Origin of the sequence: Methanoregula sp. (assembly GCF_041645475.1) — an archaeon.
GTDB lineage: Archaea > Halobacteriota > Methanomicrobia > Methanomicrobiales > Methanospirillaceae > Methanoregula.
Window position 1 is genome coordinate 98,528 of the sequence record NZ_JBAZQA010000006.1, and the last position, 23,743, is coordinate 122,270.

Below are 23,743 nucleotides of genomic sequence, written 5' to 3' on the forward strand. Positions count from 1 at the left end.
CCCCTTCCCGGAGCGATGACTTTGCCCGAGCCCTTGCCGGGTTTTGCAGCATGTCCGGATGCTCTACGATAATGGATGAGGTGGCAATCGGGCCGGAACGGGTAACACGCTATACCAACGAATTCTGGACCTCCCGGCAGCGGCAGGCTTCGTCAATCCACGAGATCTCGTACCGCGCCTGTTTCAAACCCCAGCTCCCCCGCTTCTTTATCAGCCTCCTGACCCGGCCGGGGGATGTGGTGTATGACCCGTTCAACGGCCGCGGGACAACGGCTGTCGAGGCTGCCCTCCTTGGGCGTAACGTCATCGCCAACGATGCAAATCCCCTCTCCCGGGTGATGACCGAGGCCCGTTTTTCCCCGCCCGGCCTCTCCGAAGTCGAGGAACGCCTCGCCACGGTTCCTGACGGGAGCACCCGTGCGGAGATCGATCTCTCCATGTTTTATCACCCGGATACCGAGCGGGAGATCGTGGCCCTGCGCCACTACCTGCTTGAACAAAAAGCATCCTGCCGTGACGATTCCATTGATCGCTGGATTGCCATGGTGGCAACCAACCGCCTGACCGGGCACTCGAAGGGATTCTTCTCTGTCTATACCCTTCCCCCCAACCAGGCAGTCTCCCAGGAAAGTCAGAAAAAGATCAACGAGAAGCGGATGCAGACTCCTGAATACCGCGATACCCGCAGGATCCTCCTTACCAAAACGAAAAGCCTCCTTCGTTCTCTGTCCGCAAAGGATACCGATTACCTGAACAATGCCGGCAAATCCGCCCTCCTCCTTACGGGAGATGCACAGAATACCCCGGCCATTCCCGATGAAACGGTCAACCTGACCGTCACGTCGCCCCCCTTCCTCGATATCGTGCAGTACCGCGAGGACAACTGGCTCCGGTGCTGGTTCAACGGCCTGGATGCGGGCGCGATCGGGAAACGGATCACCATGGCCCGCACCGTTGAGCGGTGGTGTGAAGTGATGGGCCGGGTATTTGCCGAACTCTTTCGCATTACTGTTTCGGGAGGATTCGTTGCATTCGAAGTAGGCGAAGTGCGGAACAGGACGATCCGGCTTGAAGAGCACGTAGTCCCGCTCGGGATTGCCGCGGGATTTGCCTGCGAATGCGTTCTCATCAACCAGCAGACGTTCACCAAAACCTCGAATATCTGGGGTGTCGGGAATATGGCGGCCGGGACCAACACCAACCGCATCGTGGTCTTCAGAAAACCCTGAAATCTCCCGGTTCAGGCCTCCAAAACCAGGGAAACCTGCAAATCTTGATATTAATTGAAATTTAATGCAGATTACGAGTAATCTGACGCGGGTCCGTCTCCCGTGTTGGTATAACGGGAACAGACTGAGGTAACAGGAAATGGGCAAAGCGTTGATCCGGGGCATAGTTGCCCTTCTCCTTCTTGCGGGGTGCCTGATGATCCCCGTCATTGCTGCCCCGGGGGACACCGCTCCTGCTGATCACCATATTGCCGTGCGGCAGGCGCACCTTGCATGGGTGGCGCTTGAAAAGGATGTGGAGATGAACGCGGCCCTGACGTATGTGAGCACCCGTTATTATACCGATACTGCGTATATGTCCGATCTCCTTGCGGCTTTCCGGGGTGTGGAAGCCAGGATTCCTGCGGCCAGGACCGATGCCGACATCGACAGCATCATTGCGGATCTCCAGCAGATCACCCGCCTGTTCCGGAACGAGAGCCAGGCCCAGATGGTTGCAGGGCAGGGTTCGTGGGCCGAACAAAACAGCCAGATCCTCAAGGCAACCTCGAATAATCCGTACATTGCAGAGAAGAAGAACCTCTACTGGAGCACGCGGACAACGGGCCAGCTGAGTGACTTCGATACCTGGGCAGAGGAAGCCCAGGCTGAACTCACCACCTTAAAAACTAAAGGATACGACACCACAAAGGCCCAGCGGGCACGTGATGTGACCGTGGCAGGCAGGCCCGATCTCAAGGCTGCGCTCGAATCCCGGAGTGAGGACCGGGTGAATGCAGCAAGCGACCTGATCCTCTCTCTCTCCATGGATTACGTCAGCAGCGTCGAAGAAACCCGGCACCAGGTGCCCGACGATGCCCGCATCCGTTTCCTGCTGGAACAGGCGGACCGGGCTGTCGGGAAAGCGGACTCGCTCAACACCGATACTATGATCGTGATCCTGGATATCGGTGCTGCGGAACCGTCTCTCTCGCAGCTGAAAGAGGATATCAAGGCAACCCGGCTCCTGCTCAACGCCGGCCGGCTTGAGTCCGCAAAGAAGAACCTGCCGGTCATAAAGAAGGATTTTTCTGATCTTGCCCAGGCATATCGGGATATCGCCTCCAGCGCAAACCTGCCCCCCGATCTTTCCGGGGCGCTTGGCGCAATGGCAGTTGCTCTTGACAATACTGCAGGTCAGATGGGGGAGGTCTGATGAAACGGACGATAGGTGGCGGTTTTCTGGTCCTGGCAATTCTCCTGTCCCTGATGCTGGTCATCGCCGGCTGCGCGTCGGTGCCGGCACCCGGAAGCCCTCTGGTGCCGACCCCGGTAAAGACTATCACCCCCGCGAAAGTCACTCCTTCGATCACGATATCCACTGTGAAGACCCTGCGGACTCTTGCCCCGGCGACGACCCCTGTCCCCACCCCCCCACCTGCGGTGATCACAACCCTGCCGGGGAGCCGGTACAGCGTGGAAACCTGCGCTGATGCGGGGGGTTTTGTTGCAAGCCCGGGTGAGCGCTGTCCCGGGTCATGGCTGGATACGACCGTAACGTTCAGCTGCTGCTCCCAACAACCGGCCCCTGATATGCAGACAAACCTCACCGTGGTCTCTGCCCGTCCGCTCGATCTCCGGGTAGATCTATCGGATGACCCGGGCAGCATTGTTCCCTGATCCGATCGGGTATCCTGGAAGTCACCTGCACGTGGACGGGTAGTACGTTTCTTTTGAAAAGCACGCCTTAAGTATCCCAAAAGCCAACGTGTATCCATGGTCACCCGGATCAGGCGGTATGCACAGATCATCGATGTGCTGGGTAATTACGGATTCAGTATCGGTCTTGAGAAGATGTTCCCGGGAAAAGCCGGGTTCCGGCTGCCCACCTCCGGTAAAACTCCTGACTCCTCCACGGTCTATGAACGGATACGGCTGGCACTCGAGGATCTGGGACCAACGTTTGTGAAGTTCGGTCAGATCATGAGTACGAGGACCGAGCTTCTGCCGCCCGAGATGATCGAGCAGCTCAAAAAGCTCCAGGACCATGCGAAACCAATCCCGTTCTCCGAGGTACGGACCATCCTCGAAGATAATATCCCCGATGTTGATGATCATTTCTGCGAAATTGAAGAGACCCCGGTGGCATCGGCATCGATAGGCCAGGTCCACCGGGCGTTTCTCAAGGACGGGACCATGGTCGCCGTCAAGGTCCAGCGTCCGGGGATCCCCGAACTCATCGAGACGGATATCGGGATCCTCCAGTCCATGGCAGAAAGGATCGAGACGGTCTTTCCCGAGACCCGGGTCTACAACCCGACCGGGATGGTGGACGATTTTGCCCACCAGATCGTTAAGGAACTGGACTTCACAAGGGAAGCCCGCAACATGGACCGGATGGCCCGCAACTTCCATGATGTGCCCGGCATTCATTTCCCGAAAATTTACTGGGAGTTCACCACCCCGCACGTCATCGTGATGGAGTTTATCGAGGGTGTCCGGATCGACAACGCGGAGGCTATCGCCGAGATGGGGTACGTTCCCCACGATATCGGGGTCCGGGGATTCCATGCCTACCTGAAGATGATCTTCGAGGACGGGTTCTTCCACGGCGATCCGCATCCGGGCAACCTGTTCGTTTCCAAGGCCGGCGACATCGTTTTCCTGGACTTCGGGATTGTCGGGATCCTGCGCCCGGAGAAGCGGCAGCTCTTCATCAATCTCCTCTTCGCACTCGTCAATGACGATATCGAACTGATGCTCCGGTCGCTTGAGGGCTTTGGGATCGTGATTGCCGAAGAAGACCGGGAACCCATGCGGGATGACCTTTACCTCATGATGCACGACTTTTCCGGAGGCGGGGGCGATGACGATGGTGTATCCCATCTCAATTTCGGCGTGGTTGTCAGCGAACTCACCGAAACAATGCGCCGTTACCGGCTCAAGGTGCCGATGAACCTGATGCTCCTGTTAAAGGTCTTCATGATGGTCCTGGATGTCGGTGTAAGGCTCGATCCCAAGTTCAATTTTGGCAAGGAAGTCACCCCCTACCTCTCAAAACTGGCCGATACCAACAACTTTTCCGCAGCCTATCTCAAACGGGCCTCGATGACACTCCTGGAAGCTGCGGATGCCCTCTTCGACATGCCCCGCAACCTCAACCTGATGCTGCGGCGGCTCTCGACCGGGACCTTCAAGCTCGAGATCGTTGAGAACGATATCCAGAAACTCCAGATGGCGCTTGACAAAGCGAGCGACAAGCTCATGATGGCCCTTGTTGTTGCGGCCCTTGTCGTGGGATCGTCCATGGTTATCAGCGCCCAGCCCAATCAACTGCCCGAACAGATCATATGGATTGCAATAGCAGGTTATACGGCCGCTGTGCTCGTCGGGTTCTATGCGATCTACCACGTCATCTTCCTCCGGTTCCGGATGGACCGGTAAAACCGTATTGTGCGGGCTTATCGCACGCACTCTTTTACGATCTTCCATTTTTCCCGTTTTTCTTCAAAACTGGCCCGTGCATGTGCCGGACTCGTTGACGGCAGGACAATCGTATCTATCTCCAGGTGCCTGTAACCCTGACGGAAGTACCGGGCTGCGGTACTCCCGTTGAGTGCCACGAGCGTTATGCCGGGACGGGTGGCAAGGAAACCTTTGATGTCATTGAAGACGGGATTCCGGATTTGCGAGTCCGCACTTCCCGGGCGCGAGCAGGAGCCGATCACGTCCCAGAGCGCGATACGGTGCCGTGTGATCCGGTCGATGCGCTGCGGGTACGGGAGCGTCGGGTCTATCGAGAAGAGGCTATCCATGATCCGCCAGAACTGGTTCTGCGGGTTCCCGTAATACATTGTACCTGTCAGGGAGAGGACACTCGGGAAGCTCCCAAGGATCAGCACCCGGGGATTGTCTCCGCACACCGGTGGGAGACCCTGCAATAAATCCGGGCCTGGGCAGGATGTGGTGCAGTCGCGTTTCATACGGTCAGGAGTATCAGCGGCTTACTTTTCGCACGGAAAAAAGAGGTTTATTCCTTGTAATAGAGGTTGCAGTGGCAGTGTCCCATCTTTGCTACCTCTTCCTTATGGTAGATACAGGGGCATTCAATTGCCATGTCCTTCTCCTCATCGCCGCTCCGGATCCGGCAGGGGCAGTAGGGATGCCCGAATTTTATTTTGTTGCGCACAAGTCCCTTGATTACGGTCCGGAGTTGTTTCTCATCGGTATTGAGCGACCAGCTGTGCTTGTGTGCATAGGCCTTCGCCCACTTGAGCATATCTTCTTCCGCTTGAATATCTTCAGTCATGGTACCCCGCCGGTTTGGTGTTGTCAGATACTATCACGATATGAGACATTAGTCTTTTTGCTTGCCCGCCTCACGGCTTCTTGGCCTTCTTCGTGATACGCTGAACAACCCGGTTGTACGTTTCCATGACGTCGCCCTTCTCAAACCGGTACACGTCCTTGTCGAGCGACTCACCTGTCTTCTTATCCCAGAGGCGCATTGAGTCCATGCTGACCTCATCGCCGAGATAAATGGTCTTTCCCTGTTTACCGAACTCGATCTTGAAGTCCACAAGGGTAATTCCCTGCCTTGCAAGGATTTTTACGAGAAGCGCGTTCACGAGAAGCGCAACTTTCTTGATCTTTTTCAGATCCTGCGGGGTTGCAAGCTTGAGGGCAATGATCAGGTCATCGTTGAGCATCGGGTCGTGCCGTGAATCGTCCTTGTAATCGATCACAATGACCGGCGGGTCGAGTTTCATGCCCTCTTTGAACGGGTAATTCCGGACAATGGAACCGGCCGCTATGTTCCGGACAATCACTTCGAGCGGGATCATCTCCAGTTCGCGGACTGCCATATGGCGCTCATCGATCATCCCGAGGAAATGGGTCTTGACCCCGTTCTTTGCCAGGTACTCAAAGAAGAACGCTGAAACCTCTGCATTATAACTGCCCTTGTTCTTGAGGGTATCCTTCTTGCCGCCGTCGAATGCGGTGATGTCGTCCCGGAATTCAACGATCAGTTTTCCCTTTTCGTCCGTCCGGTATACCGACTTGGCTTTACCGGCATAGAGAAGTTTTTTCTGCTTCACGATCTGCTCCCTTCACTAAGTCTTTGTTCGAGCCGGTTTATTAGAGGTTGCAAGGCCGGAGGGTACCAGCCCCGCTCTATGTACCTTGGATAGATGCAGAGCCGTTCGCGGAGCACGGCATTGCCGGCTATCCCATGGAGTTCCTCGAGCGCGGGCCACGGGTGTTCCGGGTTCACGTAATCGATCGTGAGGGGCGATATCCCCCCGAGGTCGTCGACCCCGCAGGGTATCAGGAGGGACGCATCGATCAGGTTCGGGGGGATCTGGATTGCTACCTCCTTTGGAAGAATGTCCCGCGCCATGCCGATGGTAGCGCAGATCTCGTCGGTTGTCGGCACCGGGCTTCCGGCAAGCGGGGTGCCGGGCTTCGGGCAGAAGTTCTGGATGATCACTTCCTGGATGTGCCCGTAGCGTTTGTGAAGATCCCGGATGGCAAAGAGCGAGTCCTCCCGGTCCGCCATGGTCTCGCCAATCCCGAGAAGAAGACCCGTGGTGAACGGAATCTTCAGTTTCCCTGCATCCTCCATCATGGCGAGGCGGACGTCAGGAGCTTTTCCTGTGGAGGTGGCATGGGCCGGAATCTCCGCGGTGGTTTCGAGCATCAGCCCCATGCTCGCGTTCACGTGCCGGAGCCGGTCCATCTCGTCGTAGGTCAGGATGCCGGCGTTGGTGTGGGGGAGGATGCCGAACGCGATGCTCTTCCTGCACATGGCCTCGCAGTAATCGAGGATAGTGGCATATCCCATTGACCTGATAAGGTCCGGAAAACCGGCTTCGTTCTCCGGCCGCTCGCCGAACGTGAAGAGCGCCTCGGTACATCCGAGTGCCGCACCCTGCCGAAGCGTTCGTTCAACCTCTTCCTGCGCCATGAGACAGCCATCCTGCACGGGCGTACGGAAGCAGCAGTAACCGCAGCGGTTGTGGCAGACGGTGGTGAGCGGGAGAAAGACGTTTTTTGAGAAGGTCAGGGTCCGGGCCTGCATGAGATGAGGTTTACTGCGCTCCTATTGAAATCTGCTGTTCATCCCGCGGTTCAGGCCGCGACTGGTGCAGGTGGCAACGGCAACAATAATGTGCCGGGCCGGACATAGTTCAAAGTGCTTTACGAGTGGCTCATTGCCAAGGCCGTTAGGGAGTTCTGATGTTATTTCGGGAAAAGGAACCGGATGCGGAATCTGACAAGGGTGGCGCCCCTGAAGGGGAGCCGGTGCTCTATCCGGATATGACGCCGGACGAGCTCCGGGCAGCGCTTGCATTTGCAGAGAAGAAACTCCAGCTGGTGGGCAGCATCACGCGGCACGATGTCCTCAACCAGCTCACGGCAATTGTCGGGTACAACGAGCTGCTCGGGATGATGATTGAAGACCCCAAGCTTCGGACCTATCTCGAACGGGAACGGCAGGCTGTCGACAAGATCCGTCGGCAGTTCCATTTCGCCAAGGATTACCAGAATATCGGGGCCGCCTCAAAGACCTGGCTCTCGCTCCGGCAGCTCATCCGCCAGGCAAGCGACGAGATCAACCTGGAAGCCATCAAAATCGAGGATGAGACCGGCAAGGCCACGCTCTTTGCCGACCCCCAGTTTATCAAAGTGATAACGAATATCTTTGAAAATTCCCGACGCCACGGGGTTAAGGCAACCCTTATCCGGATCTTCTTCGAGGATGGTCATGAGGGATCCCGTTTAATCTTCGAGGATAATGGAGCAGGTATCCCGGCTGGCGACAAGACTAAGATCTTTGAACGCGGTTTTGGCAAAGGGACCGGCTGGGGGCTCTTCCTGGCGCGGGAGATCCTGCTCTTCTCCGGCATGAGTATCCGGGAGACCGGAGAACCCGGGCACGGTGCACGGTTCGAGATAAGCCTCCCCGCCGATTACCTGCGCAAAGAGGGATAACCCCCGAATCCCGGATCCCTGTCAGCATTTTTTTTAACCGGTATTAAAAACAGGAAGAGACCGGGACTGTATCACAGCCCGGACGTTATTGTTTCCAGAACCACGCGAGCCGGAACACTGCACTTCTTCAGCCCAGATTGTTACCGTGTCAGGTACTTGTAATGGGTGAAATCAGACTTGCATTCAGAACAACATCTCCCCGCATCAAAGACGCTTCCGGTCGGGTGGAGATAAAAGGCAACCCTGATATGATGCCCGGGAGCAGCTGATGGTATGAAGGTGCTGTGGATCGCCCTGCTGCTTTGTACCTGTGTAATTCTTGGTGTGGCTTTCGGGGTTTTCGGTGGTATCCATATCACAGACCGGTATCCTGTTGCACCGGTCGTGGGAAATCTTCCTGAGTATCACCCAGTGAACCTGACCGCCGCGTTTCCGGTAGGGGACGGGACCGGGCCGGAGGAAAAAAACGCTCTGTTCTCAAAATATGTCGCCCTTGGCACACCATTTATCATAGTCTCGCTTTACAGTGGGGACCCGGCCGACCCGCTCTCCGTTACGATTATTACTCCGGATAAGAGCCTCGGTCCCTTCTATGATGCATCGGACGGAATGATCGATGGCAGGATTGATCTGAAAATCACCGACCCGGAGACCCTGATACCCGGCCTCTGGAAATTTCAGGTTCACAGCAGGAAAGAAATTTCTTATGGCAATCTCGAGAACCTTTCGTGGATCCGGGCGAACACTCTGAACCACAAGACTGATGAATAAAGAATAAAAAATAATGCCGGTATAATGAAAAGCGTCCCTGCTTCCTGTGCACTTTTTGTGTTTATCCTCGTAGCACTTGGAACACCGGCAGCCGCATTTTCCCACGAGTACATCGTTGAACCGGCGTTTGGATCTGTAGGTACCGCCGCTCCGGATGTAGTCCCCATTAATTTCTTGGACCTCAACCTCCGCGAGATGGTGATCATAGGGGCTCTTGCCCTCTCACCCTCCTTTGTCTTTCCGGTAGAAATCTTCTTTACGTTAAAACTTCTCGCCTGTTTGGGCTTCAGGAGGATTGGGAGAAGGAATATCCTTGCAAGTTCAATCAGGAATACCCTGTACACTACTATTCTGTTACAGCCGGGGATAAGTTTTGTCGAGCTCCTTCAGGAAATCGGTCTCTCCCGGGGGGCGCTCACCTATCATATTACGCTCATGCGGATCTCGGGGAAGATTGTCCTGCTAGAGTCCCCTGGAATTACCAGTTACTTTGAGAATTCCGACCGGTACACCCCAGGAGAGAGAGAAGTTCTCAAATACCTGCGGCAGGAAACGGAGCGGCGGATCCTTCTCACCCTGGCGAGGAATCCGCTTATGTCCCGTCGGGATTTCGAACAGATACTTGGGGTATCCGGCCCAACCGTCACCTGGCATATGAAGCGGCTTATCGATGCCGGCCTCATGAGCCACCATAAGGAAGGTCGTTTTGCACGGTACGCTCTTTCAGAAAGAACACTGGTATACCTCAAAAAATATTGTGAGGAAATACCTCTCCTGCCGGAGCAGCACTCCTGTGCCTGATTGCATGCCGTAATTACCCGCGACAGGGATTGCCGGATTGCATCTTTTTTGTGGTTATTGGCCAAAGCCCGAATGTTTTTCCGATCATTCGGGAAATTATCACGAATGTGGGATGTATTATTGCAACGGGGAATTAAGTATTGAATCAACAGGAATTGATGGAATAGTAAATTTTCCGGTGTTTCAAAACCTTGTAGATAATCGGCAAAAACTTTAAAGCAACACCCAATGGGAATTCTACGCGATATTTCCCGTCACGGGTCAGGTGCCCTGCTAACACGCGGGGGAAGAACTCCTGCCGGATACTTACCACAGACATTGTCGGGCACCCGGATCCCGATCGGGCCGGGCAGGTAATCCTCCGAAGGGTCTACGATCCGGGTATTCGGGGAGGAAGTGCCGGCACCGGAGCCGGTCGGGATCTCTCTGCTGGATAGGGCCAAAGAGGGCACCGGACTCCGGGTGCAGGCAGGTTGCTGCAGCGAGAGAAGGTAGTGGTACATCCCGACCCGGTCATAGCGGTGTTTCACGAGGGTATTATGGATCTCACCATAGATCCTGTACTCTTCAAGAAGCCTCCTGAATCGTGATGGATCATCCCGGGAATGGGTATTGATCTCTTCCTTCAGCAATGCGATCCGGGTATCGATGAACCTCTTTTGGGCCAGGATGTACAGGGTTTCATTTGTATGGGTGAATCTCTTTGAGCCCGAATTAACCCGGATGACGACCGGGGCACTGGTTACCGGCTCTGCTTCTGGCACCTGTCCCGCCGGAACATATTTTACCGCCTGGTTCAGCTTTTGTGGCATCTCTCCTACGAATGAAAGATCTGTGGTCTCAATCCAGATATACCCGGTATCCCCGTACTGCAGGTCGTCCCCTGCCACACCAACTGCCATGTGGTGTTCGGGAATGAAAAGGAGAAGCGAGACATTGTAACCTTCCCTCGACAGGAGACCGGCGAGCAGGACACTCTTGTCATCGCAGTCGCCGGTGCGTTCAACGATTGTTTCGACCGGAAAGCGCGAGAGGGTACCCACACGTGCACCAGACGATGTGTCGTAGGGAAAGCTCTGGACAAATACGGTGAGAAGTTCCAGATATTCATCCTCGGAATATTCGTGTTCCTTTCTTATCTTCCGGAACTGCCCGGTGAGGTCCGCGTTGAGCGTCTCCTGGGCCGGATCATTGACAAATGCCCGGTAATAATCGGGTACTACGGTCTCCGGAGCCACATCCTCCGGTATCAGCGCAAATTTATTCCCGTTTTTTGCACCGAAATATAAACCGTTGCTTACGTTGGCCTGAATTGAGATGGTGGTATCCTGGAACGGGAACACATACTGGCGGGTGAGAAATCCCGGTGTGTCATTTGGGGCGATAGAAGGCAGCGAGATCGAGGTGGAGGAAACGCCTGGAGTGACCTGACAGGGATCTTCTGCCGCGGTCCTGGGGGTGGTTTGGTTGGCAGTAACCCCGTGTGTCATGGCCGCAAGAAGCAGGATTGCGATACCACAGAGAAGAGCGATCCGGAACAGGCGCCCCTGTCTCCAGGAAATATAACGGCATAACGCTGCCATATGCCGACTGGACCTGCCCATATCCGTGATCTTCCATGATATGCCGTGGTGGGGAAGCTGTAGATCCATGGGGGGGTCAATCCATGTGGTAAACGGTAGATTGGCGTCGGCGGGATAAAGGGTTTGGGAGTGGATGTGCATCCCTTAATTCCTGCGGGGTCCGGTAATTCACCCGCTCTTCCCGCTGAACCGCGGATCCGGGCGGGGATTGCCCGTTTCATTACGTCACCGGCTGGACAATCCGGCGTTCTCATCCGGAACAATTGATGGCCGGTTGCCACGATTCAATCTCCACGAGCATCGTCCTGAAGTCATCATCCCGGGAATAAGACCGTTCGAGGATCGATCCGGTTGAGTGAATCGTGAGATGAGCGAGAGCGCTTTGGTAGTAAAAAGCCATTTATGATCTGATAACTTCCCGGATCCTGCAAACCAGGGAAAAGAATTCCTCTTCCCCAGGCTCACCCTTTGCATAAGCCACATCGCTGCACCGGTCGAGTAATGGGATAATTGCACGGGTTTCATGACCCCCGAGTGAGAGGAATGTAATAATTTCGGTTGCCGTTGCTTCCCGGCCATCGCCGAACTCGTGCGACAGGTGGACCCGAAGGGCACGGGCTGCAAGCCCATATGCCTCTGGATAGTGCTGCAATCCAAAAGCCCGCTCTGCGGCCACTAGGATCCCCTCCACATCCCCCTGGTGACTAACAGGTTCCGGAGTGGATGATATGGCCGGTCCACCAGCCGCCTGACGCAGGTATCTCCGGTAGAAAAGCCAGATCCCGGCAACTCCCAGCACAAGTACCAGGATGAGATAAACGGGAAATGGCCACGACCTGACATTGTGTTCCATTGTCACCCGGGTAACCGATCCCTCTCTCGTTGTTGCATTCACATACGCGATCTCTCCCCCGGTGCCGGTGGATACGGCTGTTACCGAACTGCTGTCAGGCGTTCGGTTGAAAATCGTCTCTTTGTGCCGGTACCCTCCGTCAGCGAGCGTCTGCTGGAATGACTGATAACTCGTGTTAGTGGAGAGTGCAGGATCGGAGGTGATCGGGGCATTTGCCACTTCCTGTACAAAAGGAATCATCCCCCCCTCCATGGCGCCCCGTACTACCACCTGATCTTCAGCTCCCCTCCGGTATAACAGCGAGAACGTCCCGTTTGTACTGGATGCCGGCTGCGTGTCACGGGAAATGAGCGTGAATCCGTCGGCAGAGAGACTCGAATTCATGGAACGGAAGAGCGGGTCGTTTTCAAGCCGCTGGTCAAAGTCCGCCTGTTCGTGCTCCTGCCGGGCCTTCACCTGCTGGTTTTGCTGCCGGGCTGCTTCCGTTTCCGCCTGAGGCTGGCCACTTGATGAGGATGTGTTGGCCGATCCGTCCGCCCCCATCTGTTCCCGGGTGCCGACCACCTGTTCCGCAAACGTAACCGAGCTCGCGGACGGGATCGTCCCGGTTTCCGGCCTGCTGGTACTGGATACCGGTGAGGGGATATTTCCTGCACAGCACGGGTCCGCAACGATATGGACCCTGAGCTCCGGCACGCTCACATTGACCGGCGCCGGGAGCGTATAATAGTACGAGATATGCACCTTGTATTCCCGAGGGGTCGGAGAGGGGGTCATCGTGAGGTTCAGGAACGAACGGCCGACGGGAAGGGTATGGGGGAAGACCCGGTTCTGGGTATTGATCATGACGACACCGGTCTTCTGGAGACGTGCATCGGTTGAGAAGAGGACCGTGCCGGGTACCTCCTCCAAAAACCCGTTCTCTACCGCGAGCGGAATCTCCATGGTGGCATTGGTTGGGAACCAGTAGTCCTGCTGGCCGGAGATGAGGGTAATCTCCGCTGCCGTGACTGCCGGGAGAAGGAAACAGAGGAGCAGAAGTATGCCCGCAATCTGCCATCTCACGGGATGATCCGCCCCCGCCCGTACCGGGCCCAGAACTCGATGAGAAGAAGGAACAGTGCGCCGGCAATGAACCACGCCCCGACTGGGGTCTCCTCCTCTTCCCGGGCGATCTCTTTATTCAGCCCACGGTAGATTTCAGCAAGAGTTGTCTGATCCACGGACCGGAAATACCGGCCCCCGCCTTTCTCCGCAAGCGAGCGGAGGGCAGCCTCATCGAGATCCGCATACTGCGGATTACCCGTCCAGTCATACCCGATCACCACCGGTTGCGCAGATCCCAGTCCCACCGTAAAGACCTGGATATGGGCGGCCTGCGCGGCGGCAACCGCGTCGTCCGGGGTGACAGTACCGGCATTGTTCACGCCGTCCGAGAGCAGAATGACCACACTCTTCCTGTTCGGGATGGAGCGGGCCATGTCAACCGCGAGTGTCAGGCCATCACCTATTGAGGTCTGCCCGGGCTTTGGTATCACCGCAGCCAGTTTCTGTCGGACCCGGTCCTTGTCGGGGCTCAGGTAGGCTGCCGTGGTTGCACCGGACTCGAAGATCACAACCCCGGCATTGTCGGCCGGTTCAAGGCTGTTGATCAGCAGGTCGGCAGCATGCTTTGCCGCTTCGAGCCGGGTGGGCTGGTAATCCGTTGCCTGCATACTTCCGGAATCATCTATGGCAAGGACCACGTTCACGCCTTCCTTTGCCTGCATGAGCGGGATATGGGGGCCTGCAAGGCCGATGAAGAGCAGGGCCAGGGCCGCAAGTGAAAGGGCAACAAGCAGATGGGCACGCCCGGATTTAGATCTGGTGCCAAGCGCGGACTTTATGAGGGCAACATTGGAGAATTCCAGTGCTTCCTGCTTCTTCTTCCTGAGCACGAGCCAGTAAAGCGCGGCGAGAACGGGGATGAGGAACAGCCCCATAAGCCAGATGGGATCAGAGAACCCGGCCATATCTCCTCCTCCACTTCATCGCGCGGAAAAAAGTTATGAGGGGGATATCACAGGAATCTGTGGTCTGGAGGAAAACGTTTCCAACGCCAGCCCGGGAGAGACCTGAGGCAAGGGCACGGGCCTCCTCTGCTGCCAGTGCTGCATACCGGTCACGGAATGCTGTGTCCGAAGTGTCCGCAAGGATTTGTTCCCCGGTTTCTGGATCTTCGAGCATAATGAGACCCGCATCCGGAATCTCCTGTTCCCGTATGTCCGCAACCCGGATCGCGATGACCTCGTGGCGGCGGGCAAGGACCCGCAGCTCCGGCAGGAACTCCGGTGCGGCAAAATCCGAAAGGATGATAACCGAGCTCCGTCGCGGGAGGACCTTCCCGATGAACCGGGCCGCACCGGCAATATCGGTATTCCTGGATACCGGCACATTACCGATAAGAGTGTTGAGGAGAGATATGAGGTGTTTTCTTCCCCTCCCGGCGGGACGGAAGTCCTCCACCCGGTCCGAGAATAAGCACAGGCCTATCCGGTCGTTATTGTTCAGTGCGGCAAAAGCAAGACTCGCGGTCACTTCGAGCATCTTCTCCTGCTTTGTTTCCTTTGAGCCGAACGTGCCGGACCCGGAGACATCCACGAGAAAGTAAAACGTCTGGTCGCGCTCCTCGGCATATTCGCGGATGAACGGGTGGTTGTACCGGGCCGTGACCTTCCAGTCAATGGAGCGGACATCGTCTCCTGCCACATACTCCCGGATCTCGGCAAACTCCATGCCTTTACCCTTGAAATGGGAATGGTGGAGTCCTGGCTGGAGCCCGGAAACGAGGCCCCTCGTGACCAGCTCGATCTTCTTCAGCTTCCGAATCAGGCTGGCTCTGTAATCCATCCGATCACCCCCGGCCCCGGTTTCCGTCATGAAGAACCTCAGGGCACAACGACGGTTTTGAGGATACGGTCAATGATCGCATCGTGAGTCACACTTTCTGCTTCTCCCTCGTAGGTCAGGATAATCCGGTGCCGAAGCACGTCGTGGGCAACGGCCTGGACATCCTCGGGGATCACAAAACCGCGGCCGGCCATGAGGGCCCGGGCCTTGGCGCCAAGGACGAGGCTGAGGGACGCACGCGGGGATGCACCATAGGCAACGTACTTTGCCATGTCAATGCCATACGCAGCCGGGTGGCGGGTGGCATCCACGAGGTCGGTGACATAGCGTTTGATGGCGCTGTCTACGTAAATCGTCCGGGTGAATGCCTGGATGGCGAGGATCTTCTCTGTACTCATCACGGTTGCAGGTGTAATGGAAGTACCTTCCGTGAACCGTTCCAGAATCCTGACCTCGTCGGCTTTTGCCGGATACGTCATGTATACCTTGAACATGAAGCGGTCAACCTGTGCATCCGGGAGCGGGTACGTGCCCTCCGATTCAATCGGATTCTGTGTGGCTAGGACAAAAAACGGGCGGGCCAGCAGGTGGGTCTCCCCCTGGATGGTTACCTGCTTCTCCTGCATTGCCTCGAGGAGGGCCGACTGGACCTTGGGAGGTGCCCGGTTGATCTCGTCGGCGAGGACAAAGTGTGCAAAGACCGGGCCCTTGACGGTTGAGAACGTGAAGTCCTTCTGGTTGAAGATCTTGGTGCCGGTAATATCCGCAGGCAGGAGGTCAGGAGTGAACTGGAGCCGGACAAAGCTGCAGTCAATGCACTGCGAAAGTGTCCGGATCGTGAGGGTCTTGGCAATGCCCGGCACGCCTTCGAGAAGCACATGACCGTCCGCACAGAGCGCAATGATGAGCCGGTCGATCACTGCGTCCTGCCCGACAATGACTGTCTTCATCTCGCGCCGGAGTGCGTCCAGGTCCGCGGCAAACAGTTTTGCCTGCCCGGTCAGAATAGAAATTTCTGCGTTCATCAGATCACCGCTCGCCGCATCTCAACCGGGACGGGGCGGTTGATCCTGCGATTGAATAAGCAGTTGGCTGGTATGTGCTTTGAACCTGACGGCTTGCATGGGACGTCACGCCACAATCTCCCCGACCATTACCCCCCCATACCAATGAAGATCCATGGTTCGTCCGGGATTCCATCCTTTCTTTGTTTAAGTCTCTGTTGACACAGGTTCTCCTGAATACAGATCCCGTGTCACCGGGTAAATCTGACAGAACCCCCCGGCCATGCAAACGATCTATGCGCAAATACACCTCATATCCGGGGGGGGAGCTACCCTGCAGGGCTGCCGGTTCCCCCGCGGAAAGACCCCCCCTGTGGAAAAAGGGAGCTCTACGGGCGTCTAGGTCAGTCCTACGACACCAACCGGGGCCACCCCCCTCATCAGGTCGCTCATGACGATCTTATCCATTGCCACGGTGTAAAGTGTATCTTCGATGGTGAAGGCACGTATCACATGGTGGAAGTTGTTGCTGTTCTGGTAATGGACAACCGTGCCTTTTTCGAAGAATCCTTTGTCCGGATCAACTCCGAAGATGTAAACCCCGCCCCACACCCTGCCCATGCCATGAGTGGTGGGGGTATTTTCCACGATATGGACGGGCAGGACAAGGATGTTCTTCTCCCTGTCGAACAGGAAGGCCTTCGCGTCCCGGAGTACTTCGGAATCGCTGCCGTACCCGCCCAGCTTCTTCTCGCTCACCAGACTCGGTTTGTGTACATCGGCAACATCGAAGAGCGAGACCTTCAGCCCACCCCAGGTGGATTCTTTCCCTATACCGATTAAGTGGGTGGCATCATATGGATGAAGATACTGGGAGAACCCGGGGATATGCAGTTCGCCAAGAACCGTTGGATCTGCCGGGCTCGCCAGATCGATGACATAGAGTGGATCGGTCTCCCTGAAGGTCACGAGATACAGGCGAGTTCCCATGAATCGTGCCGCGTAGATCTGCTGGCCGGGTGCAAGGTTATCAACCGTCCCGAGGGCCTGCAGGTTGGTACCGAGGATGGTAACTTTGCTGTGCCGGTCATTGGTTGAAAACCGGGAATCCTGAATCGTTGTTGCCACCCGCAGGTTTCCCTGGTATTCGTCCAGAGAGTACTGGTTGAGCAGTGTCCCCTCAACCTGGCCCCGGGCCGTATACTTCAGTCGCCCCTCGTCCAGTGCAAAGGCATACAGATCCGTTGATTGAGTCGTGTGGTCATTGTCATCTGCCGGGATTGAGATATACAGGGTAGTGGTTGAAACGTAGATTGTCCCGGCCGATCCGATAAGGAATGATTTCGCCCTCACCGGGTCAGCAGCCCGTATATCCACTGAACTGATAGTGGTCAGGTCAAACTCCCGGTCGTTCCGGTCAAAGTAATACACCGGGGGTACCTGGGAACCATGGCTGCTGTCGTATATGCCCGGGAATCCATCATCCCCATTAATGTCAAGATGCTTGTTTGCGATGAGATAAAGCATGGACCCGATCATACGGCTGTCCTTGTTCGTACCATCCAGTTCCAGTTCGCGCACCAGCGTCGGGTGTCCGGCATCTTTCACCGAATAGATGAATACCTGTGTCTTCTGCGACACCGGGATCGGAGAGCTGCAGGTACCGGGCTGACACTGCCGAACGGCATCCTGCCGATGAGTTGAACTGATCAGCACGAGCCGGTCACCATTCAGATACAATGACTGGGGGGAACCGGAGAACTGGATTGTCGAGATGATCCCGGCATCAGTAGCAGGGTACCCCCTTATGATATGGAGACGATTGCCGGTCACGAGATAAACATACGTCCCGTCCGTCTTGACGATGTCCGCCTCGTCTACTTCGTTGACCTGAACATTGGTAGTGGAATATTTCCTGTCGGGGTCCATTGTCGGGGCCCGGGTTACTGATTGTACCGGCAGGGATGAGGAGGAGGTCTTGACGGTCCTTCCAATGCCGGCGAACTCCCCACTCTGGCTCTTCTGTGTGGGTTTGAACGAGGAGCTGATGACCTGGACCAGCAGGTCAGTATCAGCCGGGAGATTGGTGGTTCCCGTTATGCTGAACTTCTCGCCGATATAACGGTTACCGATCGCATCAATGGTGAGATAATAACCACTTTTATCGGTAACATGAGGTGCCTGGGGCAATCCTGGGGTTGCAATGCTCTCCCGGGCCAGCCCTTCGAGGACATTGAAGAGTGCCGAATCAGAGATTATCTCTTTGACGGCCTGGACCGTCACCAGGTATTCATCTGGTTTGAACGAGCTGGTATCGACATCGAATTGCCATGTACGGGTCCCGTTGATGACCACTCCCTGGCTGTCGGGCCCTGCATTCAGAAGTCTGGGCTGTTCACTGTCTTCTGTGTGGGTGCGGAGAAATGCCAGGGCCTCTTTTGGAGTGGAGAACTGCCGGAGATCTCCCCCGACAGTTACGATCTGTTGTGTTACTGGTGGAGGTGCCGTGTCGGTACTATGGGCTCCCGTCAGGATGTGCGGGGCAACAGCCATCACGGCAAAAGTAAGGATGATGCCCGCAAGAAGGCCTGACAGGACCAGGAGAGGTACGTTATTCTGCGTCATAGTGACTCACCCCCGGCCACAGGAACCGCTGCGGTCGGGAACTGTGATACGGTTGAAAAAAGGTATCCTGGTAATAAACGATTTATGAGCAAATCCTCTACATGTCCGGTCGGATGTGCAGTGCAGGATACGCGCAGGTTGTTATATACTCGTTATCGCTTTAATCAGGAACCCGGACGCTATTGTTTCCAGAACCACGCAAGCCGGATCACGCTCTTGGGGCAGACATCCGCACAGCTTCCGCAGACAATACACTCCGGGTCCAAAAACGCATTGTTCCCTGCCATTTCCTGAACCGGCAGGCTCATGGGACAGGAGGCTTCGCATTTTTTACACCTTATACAATCCTCCGGTGTTGCTTCAAGGTGGAGCGATGGGATCTTTACACGGTCCTTGATCCGGGTAATAGCCATGAAAACCACGGACATGGGACAGAAGTAATTGCACATCCCCCGACGGCCGAAGATGAGGACGAGCACAAAGACGCCGAGGGTTATCCCGTACAGGAAGAGGTATGCTCCCGCGTTCCACGGGGGGAGGCCGTTCCCGAGTCCGAAGAGTGGTTTTACTGCAAGGTTTCCCGCTAAAGCGGCAAGGGCAATTGCCCCGCCCACCCAGAGAACCGCGAGGAGGTATTTGAGATACCGCAGGTACGGGACCCTGCGCAGTTTTGTCCTGACTGCTTTATCGAAGAGCTCCTGCTCTGCCCCCATCGGGCAGAGATATCCGCAGAATGCCCTGCCAAGGATGAAGGTGAGGAGGAATACCACGATCCAGAAGATGAGTGCGGCGGCGATGACGCCCTGCAGGAGGCCCATCATCATCACGAGCGGGGAAATGTACACAAACGTCACCGACATCAGAAGGAACGAGAGAAAAAGGATGGCGGTGCGGATCTGCAAGCGGTTCATACCCTGATCTATCACTGGTCATTGATGATATGTTTTAAGGAACCTGCAGGGACAAACCGCCGCTTTATAATCCCGGCAGAACGAACACTGGATCGATGCGAGAGGTCTTCCGGAAACTGGTGCATATCCTCTTTGGCCTTGCCATTGCAGTAATGGTCCTCCTGGTGGATCGAACGGTTGCCATATCTGTCCTGGTTCTGGGCCTCTTTTTCGGGGTGATCCTTGTCGATCTTATCCACCGGGGCTGCCATATCCCCATCTTCTCGGCGCTGGTGGCGTATGCGGACCGGGGTGACTGCCTCCCCGGAAAGGGAGCGCTCTACTTCGCGGTGGGCGCACTTACCATCGTGATCCTGTTTCCGGTACAGGCTGCAGTTCCCGCGCTGGTTACCGTTGCCGTCCTTGACGGTGTTGCAACCATGGTCGGGGTGCGCTATGGGCAACACCGCATCGCGAATGGCAAATCCCTTGAAGGGTCCGCGGCAGCAATCCTCATTACGGCCCTGTTCCTCTTCCCGTTCCTGACCATTCCCGGCGTAGTCATTGTTGCCGTTCTTGCCGGCCTGATCGAACTCCTCTCTCCCATTGACGATAATCTTGTCATACCCGTTGCAGTCTCTCTCCTGCTCACGCTCGTGCCGGCCCTGATTCTGGCCACCGGTTGATTCGGGTATTGTCCGTACACTGGCCAGAGTACCTGATAAAAAAGGGAAAATCAGTTCTTCTTTTCCCGCGGTTCCGGGTTGATTGCCACATACATGTCGATTTCCTTATTCGCCGGCCGGGCAAACCGCTTGTCGTACACTTCGAAATGGTACGTGTAGGTGCGGGGAAGCCGGGAGAGCCAGACGGTGCTCCAGATGCCGGACGGCTCGTCCCCTCACTCTCATGACGGTGAATTTAGGTGACCGAAATGAATATTGTATATAAACCCGCCAAATAATATTTGTGATATTCCCATGAAGGCCTGGTCCCTTTTTCCCCGCTTTGGGGCAGTCCTTGTCATCGTCCTTCTCTTTGTTGCGGCAGCCGGGTGTCTTGATACCGCGAGTAAAATACCTGCCGATTCGCCGGCACCAACGTCCCAGCCATCGGCTAATCCGCACCCGCCGCATTACCACCCGCTCTATACTTCCTCCCTGTATATAATGCAGAAGAACGCCCCGCCAGGCCTGGCGTTCTCACTACCTGCGTTCCTGCCTGAGGGTTTCTTCTTCACTTTCGGTTCGCTGCCTCAGGGACCCGTTGAAAATCCGTTTGGCAGCGGAGTATTTGAGTTCACTTACTCCAGAGGTAAGGACGAAGAAGTCCTTTTGGTCGAACAGTTCCGGAACTCGACAAAATGTTCGGACCAGCCCGTGTTCCAGCCGGCTGTCGCAGGATCACTCCGGGCAGCGCGAAAAGAGACGGGCGAACTCACCTGGGGTGACAGCGGGTGGTGTTATATGCTCACCGGCACGCTCCCGCGGGAAGACCTGGAGAGGATCGGCGCGTCGGTGCGGCCCGTCCCCTATCGGGAAGGTGTCACACCGCCCTACGAGTACGTGCCTCCTGAGAGGCCGCTTGTCGGGAAGATTCCAGCAAACGTGAGCCAGTCCACAGGAAGGGAGGTGGTTACTGTCGATTCCCTCCAGTGCACGCCGGAGGCCTGCACGGCCATGATCCGCATCTATGACAACACGCCTCCGCCCGTCACCCCTTCACCCGTTGTGACCCTTCCCCCGGCCAACCCCGATCTGCACGCTGTCTGGCAGGTGGATGGGGGCCGGCCCCTCCTGACCATGCCTGGTGGCGGTTACTCGTACAATACAACGTACGTTTTTTGGAAGATCGAACCCCTGCCGGAAGGCTCCCGCGAGCTCATGGTGAATTTTTCAAGCGTGAGAGGGATCTCCGGCCAGTGGCAGATCTCCATTCCCCTCCGGAACCTCCCGGGGACCGGTCAGCCGGCCGTGTCCCCTCCTCCAATGCGGTGATTGTTCAGATATCCTGCCGGGTAATGGGGTCTTTTCTTTGGGGCAAGCTCACTCGTTTAAGCCCTCCTCTTTCCGAGGTTTGGGTAAAATACGGGTTTTAAAAACCCGGACTGGAGAAAAAGGGGATTACGTCTGGAGTTTTTCCAGCTGTTCCGGGTCGATTGCCACGTACACGTCCACTTCCTTGCTGGTGGGCCGGGCAAACCGCTTGTCGTACACTTCGAAGTCGTACGTGTAGGTGCGGGGAAGGCGGGAGAGCCAGACGGTGCTCCAGATGCCGAGCAGCTCGTCAGGCATTTTGCCCTTGGCATTGAAGACCGCGTAGGTCTGTGCCGGGATACGACGGATCTCCATTCCTTCCGGGGCCGATTCTGCCCGTGTTACCCCGCAGCCGAGCAGGAACGAGTACTCACCCCGCCAGTCACTCGCATAATCGGAGTACACCACGTACATGGTCGGGGGGATAGACCGGTTCTTGATCTTTGATACGGCATTCTGCTTGAAAAAATCTGTCCAGCAGGCCGGAATGTCCGTAACGCTCCTGCCATCGGCATTGCAGGTTCTCCGGGAGAGCCCGACAACGGTCCGTTCGGGAACTTTTCTTATCGTAAACTTGATGTTTTCCATTCCCGGAAATGTCTGCTGCTAAGATGTTAAACTGAACCGTTTCTGCCGGTCGGGAATGCAACACCAGTATCTTTTTTTCATTCCCCTGCGTACCACGGTATACATGTGTCCTCCAGCGCTCATTCCCTATAAACCCAGAAATCCCAAGACCCGCCTTTCAGCAATACTCAGTCAGGAGGAACGGGAGCAGTTCGCCGGACACATGCTCTCGGACGTTAAAGACGCCGTGAAGGATGCGTTGTGCAGCCCGGTGCTCGTCTGTTCCGAGCTCTTCGACAGCGAGGATGTCCAGGTGACCATCACGGATACGGACTTAAACGGATCCCTCAACGAGATCCTCCCACAGACCGCGGCCGAAGCCCTCATCATCATGGCAGATCTCCCGCTTGCCAATGCTGAAGCTATCCGCCGGGTCACATCCACGAAGATGGATATGGCCATTGTTCCCGGGCGGGGCGGCGGGACAAACGTGATCTTTCTCAAGGAACCCAAACGCTTCCATGTCGATTATTATGGCGCCAGTTTCATCAAGCACATGAAGATCGCAGAGGAAGAGGGACTCTCCTGCGAGGTTATCGACTCGTTCCGGCTTCACACGGATATCGACGAGGAAGAAGACCTCGTTGAACTCCTGATCCACGGGTCGGGGAAGAGCCGGGCATACCTGGAGGAACTGGGTTTTTCGCTGTCCACGGAAAAAGGCCGGGTCGGGGTAGCCCGGAACAGATAGGATTATTGCTCACATTCACAGAAGGCTTGGTATGACACAAACGTCAGGCAACAATCTCATGGAGCTGCTCCATAGTGCCAGTCCTGACGTTGATGCGATCGTTGGAACCTTCATCACCCGGTTCAATGCTGCCTACGGCAACCCGGATGCCCCCCGGTGGGACATAACCAAGGAGGACTGGGAACGGTACGAGTTCCTTGGCGACAGGGTCCTCTCCCTCATCATTGCCCAGACCCTCTTTACCCAGCGCTATGCTGTACTCGATGAGGGGGAGATGACGCGGATTCTGAACGGTGTTGTCTCGAACCGGGCCCTGGACCTGATGTCCCGACAGCACGAGAAGAAGACCTTTACCCGGCTCATTCCCCTTGCCATTGGGGAACAGAATACCTACGGTGAGCGCGTCACCGGCGGGGCATTCGAGTCATTCATCGGAGCCCTGTACTGCGAGGTCGGGCTCGATGATGTTGCGTACTTTGTTAACGCCATCATGGAGGATGCGCTGGCGAACTGCAATCCCCACGAGAACGTGATTGGGATCCTGCAGGAATATTTCCAGAAAGAGAACAAGTCCCTTCCTCTCTACGAGGAACTGGACCGGATCGGCCCGGCGCACAGACCGATCTTCTCTGTCCGGGTCACCCTTGAGGACGGGCGGACTTACACCGGGTCGGGTCTTTCCCTCTCCGATGCCCGGAAGGATGCGGCGAAGAACGCTCTGGACGGTCTTGGCTGGAAAGCATGAAGTTCTGTAATAAATTCCTGGTTA

24 protein-coding genes are annotated in these 23,743 nt (G+C 56.1%); 11 read left to right on the plus strand and 13 right to left on the minus strand.

All coding sequences use genetic code 11. The annotated features are described in order from the left end of the window. Positions 1-50 precede the first annotated feature (50 nt). The 4 genes from WC598_RS07100 (at position 51) to WC598_RS07115 (ending at position 4,652) form a co-directional block, all read left to right on the plus strand. Positions 51-1,229 carry a DNA methyltransferase gene (locus WC598_RS07100; RefSeq protein WP_372960781.1) on the plus strand — a complete coding sequence of 393 codons (1,179 nt, stop codon included), beginning with the start codon at positions 51-53 and terminating at the stop codon, positions 1,227-1,229. A 139-nt stretch (positions 1,230-1,368) separates the two neighbouring features. Further along, a complete protein-coding gene (locus tag WC598_RS07105; RefSeq protein ID WP_372960782.1) occupies positions 1,369-2,424 on the plus strand; it encodes a hypothetical protein in 1,056 nt (351 codons plus the stop codon). Then, positions 2,424-2,888, plus strand: a complete 465-nt coding sequence (locus tag WC598_RS07110) for a hypothetical protein (RefSeq protein ID WP_372960783.1) — start codon at positions 2,424-2,426, stop codon at positions 2,886-2,888. Before WC598_RS07105 ends, WC598_RS07110 begins: the two co-directional genes overlap by 1 nt. Before the next feature lie 96 nt (positions 2,889-2,984). Then, on the plus strand, positions 2,985-4,652 hold the full coding sequence (locus WC598_RS07115; RefSeq protein ID WP_372960784.1) for an ABC1 kinase family protein: 1,668 nt from the start codon (positions 2,985-2,987) through the stop codon (positions 4,650-4,652). 17 nt (positions 4,653-4,669) lie between these two features. Here WC598_RS07115 and WC598_RS07120 read toward each other — a convergent pair whose 3' ends face one another. The 4 genes from WC598_RS07120 to cofG form a co-directional block, all read right to left on the minus strand. Then, the gene (locus WC598_RS07120) at positions 4,670-5,191 is read right to left on the minus strand and encodes a DNA-deoxyinosine glycosylase (protein WP_372960785.1); all 522 of its coding nucleotides are present in this window, start codon (positions 5,189-5,191) and stop codon (positions 4,670-4,672) included. A 47-nt stretch (positions 5,192-5,238) separates the two neighbouring features. Beyond that, the gene (locus WC598_RS07125) at positions 5,239-5,517 is read right to left on the minus strand and encodes a ferredoxin-thioredoxin reductase catalytic domain-containing protein (RefSeq protein ID WP_372960786.1); all 279 of its coding nucleotides are present in this window, start codon (positions 5,515-5,517) and stop codon (positions 5,239-5,241) included. Between the two features lie 70 nt (positions 5,518-5,587). Then, the gene (purC, locus tag WC598_RS07130) at positions 5,588-6,307 is read right to left on the minus strand and encodes a phosphoribosylaminoimidazolesuccinocarboxamide synthase (RefSeq protein WP_372960787.1); all 720 of its coding nucleotides are present in this window, start codon (positions 6,305-6,307) and stop codon (positions 5,588-5,590) included. Further along, the gene (cofG, locus tag WC598_RS07135) at positions 6,304-7,290 is read right to left on the minus strand and encodes a 7,8-didemethyl-8-hydroxy-5-deazariboflavin synthase CofG (protein ID WP_372960788.1); all 987 of its coding nucleotides are present in this window, start codon (positions 7,288-7,290) and stop codon (positions 6,304-6,306) included. Before cofG ends, purC begins: the two co-directional genes overlap by 4 nt. Before the next feature lie 158 nt (positions 7,291-7,448). Between cofG and WC598_RS07140 the strand changes: the two genes are divergently transcribed. The 3 genes from WC598_RS07140 (at position 7,449) to WC598_RS07150 (ending at position 9,776) form a co-directional block, all read left to right on the plus strand. Continuing rightward, entirely contained in the window at positions 7,449-8,204 is a 756-nt protein-coding gene (locus WC598_RS07140) for a sensor histidine kinase (protein WP_372960789.1), read from the plus strand. 273 nt (positions 8,205-8,477) lie between these two features. After that, positions 8,478-8,975 carry a hypothetical protein gene (locus WC598_RS07145; RefSeq protein WP_372960790.1) on the plus strand — a complete coding sequence of 166 codons (498 nt, stop codon included), beginning with the start codon at positions 8,478-8,480 and terminating at the stop codon, positions 8,973-8,975. A 24-nt stretch (positions 8,976-8,999) separates the two neighbouring features. Next, positions 9,000-9,776 (plus strand): winged helix-turn-helix transcriptional regulator, encoded by a 777-nt coding sequence (locus tag WC598_RS07150; RefSeq protein WP_372960791.1) that lies wholly within the window; start codon positions 9,000-9,002, stop codon positions 9,774-9,776. Between the two features lie 254 nt (positions 9,777-10,030). Here the strand turns inward: WC598_RS07150 and WC598_RS07155 are convergent, their stop codons facing one another. The 8 genes from WC598_RS07155 to WC598_RS07190 all read right to left on the minus strand — a co-directional run bounded on the left by WC598_RS07155 (position 10,031) and on the right by WC598_RS07190 (position 19,641). Next, positions 10,031-11,428, minus strand: a complete 1,398-nt coding sequence (locus WC598_RS07155) for a hypothetical protein (protein ID WP_372960792.1) — start codon at positions 11,426-11,428, stop codon at positions 10,031-10,033. 181 nt (positions 11,429-11,609) lie between these two features. Next, positions 11,610-11,759 (minus strand): hypothetical protein, encoded by a 150-nt coding sequence (locus tag WC598_RS07160; RefSeq protein WP_372960793.1) that lies wholly within the window; start codon positions 11,757-11,759, stop codon positions 11,610-11,612. Further along, positions 11,760-13,277 carry a hypothetical protein gene (locus WC598_RS07165; protein WP_372960794.1) on the minus strand — a complete coding sequence of 506 codons (1,518 nt, stop codon included), beginning with the start codon at positions 13,275-13,277 and terminating at the stop codon, positions 11,760-11,762. After that, positions 13,274-14,224, minus strand: coding sequence for a VWA domain-containing protein (locus tag WC598_RS07170; protein WP_372960795.1), 951 nt, complete (start codon positions 14,222-14,224; stop codon positions 13,274-13,276). Before WC598_RS07170 ends, WC598_RS07165 begins: the two co-directional genes overlap by 4 nt. Beyond that, positions 14,208-15,101: a DUF58 domain-containing protein gene (locus WC598_RS07175; protein WP_372960796.1), complete on the minus strand. Its 894-nt coding sequence runs from the start codon at positions 15,099-15,101 to the stop codon at positions 14,208-14,210. The genes WC598_RS07170 and WC598_RS07175 overlap by 17 nt, the downstream gene beginning before the upstream one ends. Before the next feature lie 38 nt (positions 15,102-15,139). After that, a complete protein-coding gene (locus WC598_RS07180; protein ID WP_372960797.1) occupies positions 15,140-16,126 on the minus strand; it encodes an AAA family ATPase in 987 nt (328 codons plus the stop codon). 378 nt (positions 16,127-16,504) lie between these two features. Further along, positions 16,505-18,730 (minus strand): beta-propeller domain-containing protein, encoded by a 2,226-nt coding sequence (locus tag WC598_RS07185; protein WP_372960798.1) that lies wholly within the window; start codon positions 18,728-18,730, stop codon positions 16,505-16,507. A 179-nt stretch (positions 18,731-18,909) separates the two neighbouring features. Continuing rightward, positions 18,910-19,641, minus strand: coding sequence for a 4Fe-4S binding protein (locus WC598_RS07190; protein WP_372960799.1), 732 nt, complete (start codon positions 19,639-19,641; stop codon positions 18,910-18,912). A 95-nt stretch (positions 19,642-19,736) separates the two neighbouring features. Here WC598_RS07190 and WC598_RS07195 point away from each other — a divergent pair, with 95 nt between their 5' ends. Both WC598_RS07195 and WC598_RS07200 read left to right on the plus strand, forming a co-directional pair. Next, positions 19,737-20,306, plus strand: a complete 570-nt coding sequence (locus WC598_RS07195; protein ID WP_372960800.1) for a diacylglycerol/polyprenol kinase family protein — start codon at positions 19,737-19,739, stop codon at positions 20,304-20,306. A 294-nt stretch (positions 20,307-20,600) separates the two neighbouring features. Beyond that, positions 20,601-21,617 carry a hypothetical protein gene (locus tag WC598_RS07200; protein WP_372960801.1) on the plus strand — a complete coding sequence of 339 codons (1,017 nt, stop codon included), beginning with the start codon at positions 20,601-20,603 and terminating at the stop codon, positions 21,615-21,617. 126 nt (positions 21,618-21,743) lie between these two features. Here WC598_RS07200 and WC598_RS07205 read toward each other — a convergent pair whose 3' ends face one another. Continuing rightward, positions 21,744-22,244 carry a GyrI-like domain-containing protein gene (locus WC598_RS07205; RefSeq protein WP_372960802.1) on the minus strand — a complete coding sequence of 167 codons (501 nt, stop codon included), beginning with the start codon at positions 22,242-22,244 and terminating at the stop codon, positions 21,744-21,746. A 103-nt stretch (positions 22,245-22,347) separates the two neighbouring features. On the opposite strand from WC598_RS07205, the gene cofC reads away from it, so the two are divergent. Continuing rightward, complete coding sequence (gene cofC / locus WC598_RS07210) at positions 22,348-22,974, plus strand: 2-phospho-L-lactate guanylyltransferase (RefSeq protein ID WP_372960803.1); 627 nt, start codon at positions 22,348-22,350, stop codon at positions 22,972-22,974. Positions 22,975-23,005: 31 nt separating this feature from the next. Then, a complete protein-coding gene (locus WC598_RS07215) occupies positions 23,006-23,719 on the plus strand; it encodes a ribonuclease III family protein (RefSeq protein WP_372960804.1) in 714 nt (237 codons plus the stop codon). Positions 23,720-23,743: the final 24 nt, after the last annotated feature.